Source organism: Thermorudis peleae, assembly GCF_000744775.1.
GTDB lineage: Bacteria > Chloroflexota > Chloroflexia > Thermomicrobiales > Thermomicrobiaceae > Thermorudis > Thermorudis peleae.
Genome location: NZ_JQMP01000003.1, coordinates 445550 through 458472, shown reverse-complemented (window position 1 = coordinate 458472; position 12923 = coordinate 445550). Strand labels below are relative to the sequence as shown.

At 59.6% G+C, this 12923-nt stretch carries 10 protein-coding genes; 3 read left to right on the top strand and 7 right to left on the bottom strand.

Annotated features, from left to right (window positions below; translation table 11 throughout):
- Positions 1-158: 158 nt before the first annotated feature.
- The 3 genes from N675_RS05080 to N675_RS05070 form a co-directional block, all read right to left on the bottom strand.
- Positions 159-1052, bottom strand: coding sequence for a VOC family protein (locus tag N675_RS05080; RefSeq protein WP_051914208.1), 894 nt, complete (start codon positions 1050-1052; stop codon positions 159-161).
- A 173-nt stretch (positions 1053-1225) separates the two neighbouring features.
- Positions 1226-1522, bottom strand: coding sequence for a putative quinol monooxygenase (locus N675_RS05075; RefSeq protein ID WP_038038358.1), 297 nt, complete (start codon positions 1520-1522; stop codon positions 1226-1228).
- Positions 1523-1542: 20 nt separating this feature from the next.
- Positions 1543-2934 (bottom strand): FAD-binding oxidoreductase, encoded by a 1392-nt coding sequence (locus N675_RS05070; protein WP_038038357.1) that lies wholly within the window; start codon positions 2932-2934, stop codon positions 1543-1545.
- A gap of 367 nt (positions 2935-3301) precedes the next feature.
- Between N675_RS05070 and N675_RS14270 the strand changes: the two genes are divergently transcribed.
- The gene (locus tag N675_RS14270; protein WP_038038356.1) at positions 3302-4201 is read left to right on the top strand and encodes a hypothetical protein; all 900 of its coding nucleotides are present in this window, start codon (positions 3302-3304) and stop codon (positions 4199-4201) included.
- A 33-nt stretch (positions 4202-4234) separates the two neighbouring features.
- Here N675_RS14270 and N675_RS05060 read toward each other — a convergent pair whose 3' ends face one another.
- Positions 4235-5416: an NAD(P)/FAD-dependent oxidoreductase gene (locus tag N675_RS05060; RefSeq protein ID WP_038038355.1), complete on the bottom strand. Its 1182-nt coding sequence runs from the start codon at positions 5414-5416 to the stop codon at positions 4235-4237.
- A 137-nt stretch (positions 5417-5553) separates the two neighbouring features.
- Here N675_RS05060 and melA point away from each other — a divergent pair, with 137 nt between their 5' ends.
- Positions 5554-6972 carry an alpha-glucosidase/alpha-galactosidase gene (gene melA / locus N675_RS05055; RefSeq protein WP_038038354.1) on the top strand — a complete coding sequence of 473 codons (1419 nt, stop codon included), beginning with the start codon at positions 5554-5556 and terminating at the stop codon, positions 6970-6972.
- A 63-nt stretch (positions 6973-7035) separates the two neighbouring features.
- Here melA and N675_RS05050 read toward each other — a convergent pair whose 3' ends face one another.
- From N675_RS05050 to N675_RS05040, 3 genes are read right to left on the bottom strand one after another with little or no spacing between them, the layout of a single operon-like run.
- Positions 7036-7950 carry a carbohydrate ABC transporter permease gene (locus N675_RS05050; protein ID WP_081886875.1) on the bottom strand — a complete coding sequence of 305 codons (915 nt, stop codon included), beginning with the start codon at positions 7948-7950 and terminating at the stop codon, positions 7036-7038.
- A complete protein-coding gene (locus N675_RS05045) occupies positions 7951-8844 on the bottom strand; it encodes a carbohydrate ABC transporter permease (protein WP_038038353.1) in 894 nt (297 codons plus the stop codon).
- 11 nt (positions 8845-8855) lie between these two features.
- Positions 8856-10361 carry an ABC transporter substrate-binding protein gene (locus N675_RS05040; protein ID WP_051914206.1) on the bottom strand — a complete coding sequence of 502 codons (1506 nt, stop codon included), beginning with the start codon at positions 10359-10361 and terminating at the stop codon, positions 8856-8858.
- A 218-nt stretch (positions 10362-10579) separates the two neighbouring features.
- On the opposite strand from N675_RS05040, the gene N675_RS05035 reads away from it, so the two are divergent.
- Positions 10580-12901, top strand: coding sequence for a xanthine dehydrogenase family protein molybdopterin-binding subunit (locus N675_RS05035; protein WP_038038352.1), 2322 nt, complete (start codon positions 10580-10582; stop codon positions 12899-12901).
- The last annotated feature ends 22 nt before the right edge of the window (positions 12902-12923 follow it).

Sequence of the window (12923 nt, the reverse complement as noted above, 5' to 3'; positions counted from 1 at the left end):
GAACGAACGCAGGCGGGGTACACTCGGGAAGGCATCAACCGAGCAGGATCGGGACAGCTGGCGGCATGCGGGCACGGGGGAGACTGCCTCTTGTCTTCCCCTTCTATTCTTATCAATGCACTTTGGGCGGCAAAAACCGCCAATCGATTTTGCGACGACTAGGCAGGATACCAGAGTTCGACGGCGATGTTGTCAAAGTCGCGGGTACGCGCGCCGTAGCCTAATTCGCTGCGCAAGTTGTCTTCAATTGGTCGCTTGGCCTGCTGGAGTCGCGCGAGCGCAGCATCCCAGGAGGTGCGATCCGGCAGGACGAGCGCAAAGCTGATCAAGCCAGCAGTATCCGCCGGGAGTGGATCGCCATGACGGCTGTGCCAGATATTGAGGCCGAGATGATGGTGATAGCCGCCGACGGAGACGAAAAGGGCGCCGGGATAACTGCGCTGCATGACGGTGAAGCCGAGGATGTCGCAATAGAAGTGCTCGGCCTTGCGGAGATCGGTGACCTGGAGGTGAACATGGCCGACGCGCGCGTCTGCCGGCATTGTCGTCCAGGGAGCTGGGTGGTCACCGAGTTCAGCGAACAAGCTCGGAAGGTCGATCGGGTCAGTATACATGGCAATACTGCCGTCAGCGGCCCGAGGCCAGAGATCCCGGGGGCGATCAGCATACAGTTCGAGGCCGTTATGATCGGGGTCATCGAGATAGAAGGCTTCACTCACGCCGTGATCAGCTCCACCGGTAAGCGGCCATTGTCGGTCGAGCAGGTGACGGATGAGGCGGGCAAGGGAGCGACGATCGGGTAACAAGATGGCGGTGTGGTAGAGGCCGGCGGCCGACTGCACACGCGGGCGGATGCCGAGCTGTTCGTGGAGGAGGAAATGGGGGCGGCCGCCGCCTTCGGGGCGCAGCGCGAGGACACCCGAGGTCTCCTCCGTAACGAGATAACCGAGCATGTCACGGTAGAAGGCTAAAGCACGCTCACGGTTCGGCACCCGGAGACGCACCCAGCCGAGTGTGGTTGCATCAGGCAGGCGAGCAACCGACTCGTCCATCGTGCATTCCTCTCACCGTCATGCTGTTAGTACGATGAGTGTAGCATTATGGGGCAACAAGTGGAATAGGTCATTCTTCCCTTTTCTGGTGTGCGAGAACGACACTCCATCCTCGTCGTTTGACTAGGATGGAGTGAGGGCGGGTAGGGGAGCTTTCCTGCAGCAGCGAGGGGTTAGGCCAGTGGGACGACTTCCCCGTCGTTCCATTCCGGATCGGCAACTAAGCAGGCACGGATCTGCTGATACCAGCGGTCTTGCTCCGGATCGGCCGCGTTCGCCTGATAGCTGGCACGGTCAGTGAAGAGCACGACGAGGGTGTATTCTCCAGGATGGGAAACGGAGCGAAACAGGTACTCAGCGACGAAGCCCGGGAGCTTTGCCCCACGCTCACGCCGCCAAGTCTGACTCAGCTGGAGCAGGGTTTGTTCTTGTCCGGGTTTTGGATGCAATTGGGCAACAGTCCCAAACATGGTATCCTCCTTGCGACCAGTCACGAGGCTGCCGGTGGAATGTTGTGATTGACGCGGAAGAGATTGGTCGGATCGTACTGTGCCTTGATCTGGCGCAGTCGCGTAAAGTTGTCGCGATAAGTCTGGCGAACCTGATCGTCTCCCTCATCCTGCATCAGGAAATTGACGTAGGTGGCCTTCATCGCATGGGGCTGCAGGGCTGACCAGTAGTCGCGCACCCATTGCATTGCAGCAGGCAGAGCAACTGGATCAGTTTCGGCAGCAAGGATGGTATGGATAAACGCAGCATCACGGTAGCTAAAGGCGGTGTCGGCTGGCTGCTTTTCGGCAACTGCCCCGCCGATCGGATAGAGGTGCACTATGGATGGGACCGACGGCACCTCCGGCCCATAGGTTTCATGCACGGCGATGGCTGCGTCGGTCAATGCAGCATCAAAGCCGGCTTTCATGTACTGGAAGAGCCCATGGGGCAGGAATGCGTCAAACAGGCTATTTAGCACCGGATAGGGTAGGGGATGAAGCATATCGAGCAAGGGGGGACCGAATTCCCGCAGTGGGCGGACGGCCTGCTCAGCAGCGTCCAGTGGACCAATCGCGCAGACAACGATCAGCACCACTGGCTTCAGTCGTGCGGACTCGGGGATAAAATCGGCTGGTGGTGCGAGGTGGAAGCCGAAGAAGGCATTGACCTCGCGCGGCGCATCGGCAATAAACGCGCGATAGCTGGCCAAGACTTCAGCTGCTCGCTCAATCGGATAGGCGATGAAGCCGCCGAAGACCGTGTCGACTGGATGGAGCTGGAAGGTGAAGGCGGTAACGACGCCGAAGTTTCCTCCACCACCGCGCAGGGCCCAGAAGAGTTCCGGGTGCTCATGTTCACTCGCGTGGATGAACTGCCCATCGGCAGTAACGACATCGGCCGCGACGAGGTTGTCAATCGACAAGCCGAAACGCCGGGAGAGATGGCCAATTCCGCCGCCAAGCGTTAACCCGCCAACGCCAGTCGTCGAGATAATGCCGCCTGTTGTCGCCAAGCCAAAGGCATGGGTGGCGTGATCGACATCGCCCCAGGTTGCACCTCCTTCAACCCAGGCACGCCGGGCTTGTGGATCAACTCGCACCCCGCGCATATGGCCAAGGTCAAGGACGATACCATCATCACAGGTGCCAAGCCCGGCAACGTTATGGCCGCCCCCGCGGATCGCGAGGGGGAGTTCCTGTTCACGGGCAAACTGGACAGTCGCGCGGACATCGGCAACATTGGCCGCCTGAATAATGAGCGCTGGACGCTTGTCAATCATCGCGTTGTGGACACTCCGGGCGAGATCATAGCCTGACTCATTGGGCAGAACGCTTGGGCCGCGGAGTCGCTCGCGCAGGGTTGCAAGCTGTGTCTGGTCGAGTGACTGCATTGTGTGTGCTCCTTTGCGTAGACAAGATCCTTGCCCCGTTCGCTATACATCAGTGTCGTCTGGAGTAGCCTCAGAAGAGGCTCGAGGCGGTCATTTCAGCGCCATTTCACGGTACCCCCTTTCGTGCTGGCCTCAACTGCTCTCTGGAAACTAGCAGCCACGCCTTCTCCGAGGGTTCCTCGCGCGTTCCATCGGCATTCTGGGGAGAGACAAGAACGAAATATAAAGGATGCCAACATAAAATACGCGCTTTGTCGTAGTACGTACACCCGGCAACTACGCGCTTTGTCGTATTCCCTTGGTCGCACGTGCGGAATAGAGTGGCAGGGGGAAGTACCGCACTTCTGCTGGAGAAGGGAATCGACGTATGCGCATCACACGCACGACATGGTGCTGGCTGTGGATTGCGAGCTGGCTGGCAAGCGGCTGCGCTGTCTCAGGGCCAAGCACGCCGCCGCCTGTGCCAAGCCCGACCTTACCACCGGCTGTTGTTGCGACAGCCCAGGCGCTGGCGACAGCCGCTGCCCAACCAACAGCCACAGCAACGCCCCAATTCTTCGGCACACTTCAGCTGGCAACGCCAACGGCGACCGGACGCTCGAGTCCAGCGGCGACCGCTATGCCGACGGCTCCGGCGTCACCGACGTCGCAGCCGACTCCCCCACCACCACCGACAGCGAGGCCAACGCCACCGCCTCCGCCGCCAACGGCGACACCAACACCGACTCCCAAGCCACCGCCACCGCCGACGCCAACCCCACCGCCACCACCGCCGCCAACACCAACACCAAAGCCGCGGCCTCCGGAGCGGCCGAGCACGTATAGCCGGGTGAGTGATGAGCTTGGCGATGCCTGCGACTACACCTGTCAGCACACGCCGCCGATTGACTTGCCAGTCGACCTGACGGCCGTGACGCTTGAAAGCGATGGACAAACTTTACGGATTGTCTTTGAAGCCGCCGGGCCAATTCCTGAAAACTTGGGACCGGATGAGCGACTTGAGTACCACGTCCTGATCAATGGGCAAGCAGCATCGATTGACCTTATTGGCACCGAGGCGGGTTGGAAGATCTGGGGCGTTGCAAATGGGGAACGGCGTGGCCTGAGTGGGGTGAATGGGTCGTGGGACGGGCTTGCCTTTACGGTTTGGATTCCCTGGAGCCAGCTTGACTTCCTCCCCGATCACTTCGACTGGGCTGTACGCGCGATCTGGCAAGCACCCGGTGAGGAATACGAAGATATGACGCCTGAGGGAGCCTTTCCATAAGCGAGAGGGGATGCGGTCGTTGGGCACTGCCTGCTAGCGGCTAATTGTTGGGCGAACGCGGCCGTAGTTTGTGGGATCACGCCAGGGGCGGCCTTCGAGGAGACGGCGAGCGGAGAATGGCGTGAGGTCGACGGTGCGTGGTTGCCCTTCGACGATCCATTCGGCGAGGCAGCGGCCGATGGCAGGCGCAGTCTTGAAGGACGTACCGCTATCGCCAAGGATAGCAAAGAGCCCCTGGTAGCCAGGCAGTTGATCGATGATGGGATGGCCATCGGGGCTCATCATGATGATGCCGGCCCAAGAGCCACGGAGCGGCGCTGCTGCGAGTGCAGGGAACCGCCGAGCAAGGGTTTGCCGGGTTGGGTTGACAAATTCGGCATCACCCGTTTCCTGATAGGTGTCGGGGTCGGCATTCCGCACGGCGACTTCGACACCGCTCAGGGTGAGGTTCGTGCCTTCGGGACGGAACCAGAGGTTGAGTCCGGCATCGATGTAGGTCAGGCGCTGGTGGAACGTGCCAGGCCAGCGGAAGAGGACGACCTGGACGCGATGCGGCTCGAGGCCGAGATCGATGCCAAGCGGCTGGAGCAGGCGATTTGCCCACGCACCAGGCGCGAGCACGACGATCGGAGCATCGACAGGGCCGCGGGTTGTCTCGACGCCGAGAACGCGATCGCCGTGGTGACGGACACCAAGGACGGTGACCCCTTCCCACAGGCGCGCACCGCGCTCCTGCGCGCGGGTGAGGAAGCCCCACGCAGTGGCATAGGGATCAGCGTAGCCACTTTCGGGCTCGTAGGCGATCGCGGGGTCGTCGTCGAGGGCGATGGCGGGCTCGAGTTCACGGAGTTCGTCGGCGGTGAGCAGCACGGTGTCGACACCAACATCTCGCAACATGGCTACGGTGGAGCGAAGGTCGTCGGCGTAGGAGCGCGGAACGAGCTGGACAAAGCCGGTGCGCACCAGCGGGGACGGCGTGCCAACGAGGTCGGGCCAAGCCTGGAACTGGCGGAGGCTGGCGAGCGCGAGCGCGGTTTCGTGGGGATTCGTGTAGTGCATGCGCACCAGCGCGCCGGATTTGCCTGTTGCGCCGGCTGCGATGTAGCGCTGCTCAATTACGAGCACATTACGCACCCCAAGGGCAGTGAGATGGAAGGCCAGGCTGGCTCCGTTGACCCCTGCCCCAACGATGACCACGTCCGCTCGCTCAGCCATCGGTTGTCCTCTCGTGCTCTCGAACCATTCTGCGCACCAGCTATTGTGTGGCAGTGAACCAGTTCTGCTGCGCGTTGTCAACGCCTGGGTATAATGCCGCTGAAGAGCGATGACCGGATGAGCGGAGGAATTGGGCGATGGTGAAGATCGCCTTTCTCGGCGCAGGGAGCACGGTGTTTGCCCGCACGTTACTGCGGGATATTTTTAGTTTTCCAGAGTTACGCGAGGCAACGATTGCGCTCATGGACATTGATCCAGAGCGGTTGCGCGACACAGAGCGCGTGGCACACCGCGTTGCCGAGCAAGCGGGCGCACACGCGCGGATTGAAGCGACGACTGACCGGCGCCGCGCGCTCGACGGTGCGGATTATGTCCTGACGATGTTTCAGATTGGCGGCTACCGTCCGGCGACGGTGGTCGACTTCGAGATTCCGAAGAAATACGGGCTGCGGCAAACGATCGGCGACACGCTGGGCATTGGCGGCATTATGCGAGCGTTGCGGACGATTCCCGTCATGCTGGACGTGGCACATGAGATGGAAGCAGTATGCCCGGAGGCATGGCTACTCAATTATGTGAACCCGATGGCGATGCTGGTGTGGGCGGTCAGTCGGGGAAGCCGGATTCAGACGGTTGGGCTGTGTCACAGCGTGCAGGGCACAGCTGCTTACCTGGCGGGCTTGCTCGGTATTCCGGCGGATGAAGTCAGTTATGTCTGTGCTGGGATCAACCATCTGGCGTTCTATCTGCGCTTCGAGCATCAGGGGCGAGACCTCTATCCGGAACTCCGCCGGCTGCTCGTGGAGGGCAAGGTGCCAGATCACGACCGCGTGCGCTTCGATGTGTTTCGGCGCTTTGGTTACTTCGTCACGGAATCGAGCGAGCATTTTGCGGAGTATGTGCCGTGGTACATCAAACGAGATCGACCTGATCTGATCGAACGCTTCAATATTCCGCTTGACGAGTACCCGCGGCGTTGTGAGGCGCAGATTGCTGATTGGATGGAGATGCGCGCTGCCTTGCTTGATCCGGATCCGGCGGCATTCGACCGCTATGAGGAAGCGCGGCGTGCCCGGCAACTTGCCAAACTGGAAGCAGCTGGCGAGTATGAGCGAGCAGCCCGACTTCGCGCGCAGTGGGCGGAAGAGGCCCAGAGCGGGCAGCTTACGCGTTCGGAGGAATATGCGGCGCTCATTATTCACTCGATCGAGACAGGGCAACCACGGGTGATCAACGGCAACGTGATGAATACGGGGCTGATTGACAACTTGCCAGCGGGTTGCTGTGTGGAAGTGCCGTGTCTGGTTGATCGCAATGGGGTGCAGCCAGTGCATGTTGGGGCGCTGCCGCCGCAGCTTGCGGCATTGATACAGACGAACATCAATGTGCAAGCGTTGACTGTTGAAGCGGCGCTGACCGGGAAGCGGGAGCTGGTCTACCAGGCGGCAATGCTTGATCCGCACACTGCGGCAGAGCTGGATCCTGACCAAATTACGGCGTTGGTCGACGAGCTCTTGGCCGCGCACCGTGCGTGGCTACCCGAGGCGTTTCAGTAGGCTGACGCCTCGGGAGCGGTGTTGGTTCTGATGATACCGGGCGACGAACGGCACGATCGCGATCTAGCCTTTCGTCGCCCCGAGGGTGAGGCCACGGACAAAGTGCTTCTGGAAGGCCAAGAAGATGAGGATTGACGGGATCGCAGCGAGGAGGGCCCCAGCTGCTAAGAGGTTGTAGTTCGTAAAGTACTCACCCTGCAAGTTGTTTAACGCAGAGACGATCGGGCGCTTGCTGCCGGACTTCATCAAGAGCAAGGCCCAGAAGAAATCGTTGTAGATAAAGGTAAAGAGCAACGTGGCCATCGCGGCTAAGGCTGGTCGACAAAGCGGCATGATCACGTTCGCCCAGATACGGAGCAGGCCCGCGCCATCGACCAAGGCCGATTCCGTCAGTTCTTTGGGGAGTGTTTTCATATAGTTACTGAGGACGAAGGTCGCGAATCCAAGCTGGAACACAATGTGGATGAAGATAATGCCGATGTACTGGTCATACAAGAGGCCATTGTCACTGAGGAAATGTGGCATCGGCGTCTTGAGATAGACCCAGTACAGCGGAATGATGATGACTTGCGGCGGCAAAAGATTACCGGCAGTGAACAGCATGAGGACAGCGAGATTCAGCTTCCAGCTGAATTTTGTAATGGTAAATGCCAAGAGAGACGCCAAGAGCAACGTGACAACGACGCCTGGGATCGCGACGAGGAGCGTATTGAGGTAATAGTGGGGCAAATTTGCCTGGTCCCACGCGGTGACGAAATTCGCGAGGGTGAGCGGCTGACCGGGCAAGGAGAAGTAGCCGCGCTTGGTGGTGTCACTGATGGGACGAAGGGCTTCATAGAGCGCCCAGAGCAACGGAAACAGCCAAACCGCTGCCATGACGACCAAGAATGTTTGGAGCAGCAGGCGCGCAAGATTGACATGCTGGAGCAGCGCTGGTGTCGTGCGGGCCCGAACTCGGGGAGTCGTGACAACCGTCATTTATTCGATCCTCCGATCCATGGTGACGAGGAAGGTCACAATTGGCACGAGTGAGATAACAAGCAACACGACAGCGATTGCCGAGCCGAAACCGATCAAGTTGGCCTCACTGATGCTGTTGTTGACAATCAGCGTTGAGAGCAACTCAAGGCCGTTTTTCCCGCGGTTGATAATGTAGGCAATGTCAAATGCCCGGAGCGATTCAATGGTCGTGATGACAGCAATGACCACGTTGATTGGCATCATGACAGGGAAGACGACGCGGAAAAACGTCTGCCAGGCGTTGGCGCCATCGAGCCGAGCGGCTTCACGGAGCGTGGGATCAACGCTTTTGAGGCCAGCGAGGTAGAGGACCATGATGTATCCCACGTGGCGCCAGCTGGCTGCGATGAGCACAGCGAAGAGGTTAATACGGGGGTCGCCGAGCCAATCGATAATATGGTTGCTCTTAACAAGGCCGAGCGCATTATTGATAAACCCATCGGTTGGCGCGTACTGCAGTTCCCAAATAAAGCCGACGACGACCAGGGGTAACACAACGGGGAGATAGAAGATTGTCTGGTAAATGCGCGTGCCGGCTAGCTCGCGATCGAGCAGGACAGCAAAGAAGATGCCGAGCGGCGTAGCAACGAAGGCGAGAACGCCGAGATAGATGAGGTTATGGAGCAGCGCCGGTTTAAAGAAGAGATAGGAGGTGAACAGGGTAACGTAGTTCTTCAACCCAACGAAAGAACGCGCGGTGATTGCGCCAATTCCGTTCCAGTTCGTGAGGGAGAGGATAAACGACGCGATTGTTGGTCCCCAGATGAAGGCGAGATCAAGCAGGACGAGAAAGGCGACGATGAGTGCGAGGAGCACCTTATCGCGCTTGGTCAATAAGCCAAAGCGGACCATGGCAGACCTTCTTACTGCTCAGGCGGCAACGAATCCCAGAAATTCTGCATCTTGGCTTGCAGCGCCTGGATATCGCCATTGGGATTTTGGAGGAACGTGAGCAAGAAGCTCTGCATCCCGTTCGGGCCGGCGAAGTCCGGGCGAGAGTCACGATCGAAGTACTGCGTAATGCGCTTGGCCTGCTTGATGATTTCCGCGGCTTTCTGAACGAGGGGCGTATAGCTACTGGTATCGGTATCGTTTGCCGTAGGAATCGTTGCACCACCGGTGGCTTTGAACATGATGAGCTGCGTCGAGCCCTTTGCCCAGAACTCTAAGTACGCCTTCGCCTGATCCATATCTTGCTTGAGAGTTGGTGACTTTGCACTCATGTTCATCGTATCGATTGGGGCATCGAGGGCTTTCTCGGCATCATATTGGTTACCGAAATACGGGAAGGGGAAGAAATCGAGGTCAGCTAACTCGGACTGCCCAGCGGAGAAGAATTCTTGGGACACGAAAAGGCCGATGACGTACATTCCGGCTTTCTTCTGAATGAGTAACTGGGCTCCTTGCTGCCAGGTCATGCCGGCAAAGCCGGAATTGTAGTAGGGGATAATTTCCTTCCAGGTCTGGAAGACCTTGGTCACCCGAGGATCGGTCCACTTCTGCTTTCCGGTGAGCAACTCAACGTGGAAGTCGTAGCCATTGAGCCGAAGGTTGAGGAAGTCGAAAGTCCCCTGGGCCGGCCAGCCGTCTTTATCCGCCATGGCAATTGGGATAAGGCCATCTTTCTGCATCTGTGCACAGAGGGCTTTGAATTCATCCCAGGTATTGGGGATCTTATACCCACGTTCCTGGAAGACGCTCTTCCGATAGAAAATGGCCCATGGATAGTAGTCGACGGGAATGCCGTAGATATGGCCGTCGTCACCAGTGACGGCGACGGCAAAGGCATCGGTGAAATTCGATTTGACGACATTCCAGACATCATCAATTGGAGCAATGAGGCCCTTATTTGCAAAGAAGCGCATACGATGGCCGGAGAACCAAGTGAAGACGTCTTCCGGCGTACCTTGCAAGTACGACGTGATCTGATCCTGGAAGGTACCGTGGTCGACGGTGTTCATCTTAACATTGACGCCAGTTTCTTTGGTGAATGCGGCATTGACTTGCTCCATGCCAGCTTTGGGTTGTGGGTCAGACTGGTTACTGCCGACAGAGACCTGCCCACCCTTACCCTTCACCCGAGCAATCCACGAGCCGCTGGCTGCAGCAGTTGTCGGCGTCGCCCCGCCCGTGGTACCTGCGGTCGCACTCGTAGTCGTGCCAGCAGTCGTGGCAGCAGTCGTTGGGGTTACGCCGCCACCGGTCTGCGGAGCTGCGGTTGGGGTAGCACCGCCACCTCCACCGCAGGCAGCGAGCAACCCAGAGACAGCACTGGCTCCTGCGAGACCGAACAAGCCTTTCAACACGGCACGACGGGTTAGTTGAATGCTAGGATTAACAAATTCTTGATCGTGGCCGCTCATCCCCATACCGCATCTCCTCTCTCATGGAAGTTGTCTGGTCACCGGCATTCTAGTCTTGTTCCGTGAGGTTGTCAAGAGATGGGGGCAACGTGCACGTGCGGGGGTTGGGAAACATCTCGACAGGAGAGGGATGTTGGCCGTAGAATGGCCAAAGGAGACGCATGATGCGGAGTCGGGTTGGACAGCTGGCGCCCTGAGCGCACAGGGAAGGGGGAAGTGACCATATGGTCATCAGTCATTATGTCGGCGCGCGTGTCCGCCGGAAGGAAGACCCCCGGCTGATTACTGGGACGTCGATGTATGTCGACGACTTGCAGTTGCCGCGCATGGCACACGTCGCATTTGTCCGGAGTGTGTATCCGCACGCGCGCATCCGCGGGATTGATGCGTCGGCAGCGCTTGCGATGCCCGGCGTGATTGCAGTCATTACGGCCAAGGAATTGCGGCAGTGGCTCAAAGGGCCGGTGACAGCTCCCGAAGGTGAAGGAGAAGGTGGAGGCGAAGGATCGGCAGGGCCAGCGGCTGAGCCGTTGGCAAGCACGGTCGTACGCTACGTTGGGGAGCCGATTGCTGCGGTTGTGGCTGAAAGCCGCTATGTGGCTGAGGATGCCGCTGGCGCCGTCCAGGTTGACTATGAGCCGCTGCCGTCGGTCGTCGACCCGGAAGAAGCGATGCGTGACGGGGCACCGCAGCTGTATCCCGGTGTCAAGAACAACATTGGCACGCGGTGGGACCATACGCACGGTGATGTCGAGGGGGCGTTCAGTCAACCAGATGTTGTTGTGGTTAAGCAGCGTTTTCGCAGCCAGCGTGTTTCAGGCATTTCGATGGAGCCGCGGGCTATTGCGGCTGCGCCTGATCCGCTGACGCGTGGGGTGACGGTGTGGAGTTCGACGCAGGCCCCACACTGGAATCGGAACGCCCTGGCGGCAGCGTTGGGTCTGCCGCAGAGCCTGGTTCGAGTGATTGCGCCGGAAGTTGGCGGCGGGTTTGGGATTAAGATTGGCACGTATCAAGAAGACTTTGTGCTGGCCGCGCTTGCCCGAGCGCTTAACCGGCCGGTGAAGTGGGTCGAGAGTCGCTCCGAGCACCTGCAGAATACGCACCATGGGCGGGAGCAGGTGGTTGACTATGAGGCGGCGGTGCGGCGAGACGGCAAGGTGTTAGCGATTCGTGCCACGATTATCCAGAACCTTGGATCGCACCCACGTGGGCTGTTCCTGCCGGCGACAACGGGCTCGATGCTGGTTGGCTGCTACGATATTCCGGCAGTTGAGATTCACGCCTATGGTGTCTACACGAACACGATGGCGGTTGGAGCTTATCGTGGGGCTGGGCGGCCAGAGGCGGCGTACTACATTGAGCGGTTGATGGATATCATCGCTGACGAGATTGGGATGGACCCAGCCGAGATTCGGCGCAAGAACTTCATTCGGCCGGAACAGTTCCCCTACACGACGGCAACCGGTGAGCGGTATGACACGGGGGACTATGAGAAGGCGCTGAACAAGGCGCTTGAGGTTGCTGATTACGCGGGGCTGCGGCGCCAGCAGGCAGAGGCGCGGCAACAAGGGCGCTATCTCGGGGTTGGACTTGCGAGCTACGTCGAGATCTGCGGCTTTGGGCCGTGGGAGAGCGCGATGGTGCGCGTCGAGCCGAGCGGCGCGGTGAGTGTCTTCACCGGCATTTCGCCGCATGGCCAGGGCGAGGAGACGACCTTTGCCCAGATCGTTGCTGATGAGCTTGGGGCGGATTTTGATGAAGTCGTTGTCTATCACGGGGACACGGCGAATACGCCGCAGGGCAACGGCACGATGGGCAGCCGCAGCCTGGTGACTGGCGGATCGGCGTTACTTGGGGCGATTCAGAAGGTGCGGGAGAAGGCGCGGCGGATTGCGGCGCACTTGCTTGAGGCGGCTGTCGAAGATATTGAGTATGCCGATGGGAAATTCCGGGTGAAGGGCGCGCCAGACCGCGCGCTGACGCTCCGGGAGATTGCTGCGGCGGCCTATGGAGGCGGACTGCCCGCCGATATTGAGCCAGGGCTTGAGGCGAGCGACTTCTTCGCGCCGCCTGACGAGGTTTTCCCGTTCGGTACGCACGTCTGCCTGGTCGAGGTCATGCCAGATACTGGCGAGGTCAAGATCCTCAAGTACGTCTCGGTCGACGACTGCGGGCCACGGGTCAGCCCCTTGCTTGTGGAAGGGCAGGTACATGGTGGGCTGGCCCAGGGCATTGCGCAAGCGCTCTACGAAGAAGTCAAGTACGATGAGCGAGGGCAGTTGCTCACCGGGACGCTGATGGACTATGCCGTACCACGCGCGACCATGCTCCCGGCGTATATTACGGATTACACCGTGACGCCGACGAACCTAAACCCGCTTGGGGTCAAGGGGATCGGCGAGGCCGCGACCATTGGCTCAACGCCGACGGTCGTGAACGCGGTAATGGATGCCCTGGAGCCGTTTGGCATCCGCCATATCGATATTCCGCTGACGCCGCAGAAGGTCTGGAAGGCGATTCAGCACGCGAAGCAAGGGCGCTAGAGCCTGCTTGGTACGCGACGTT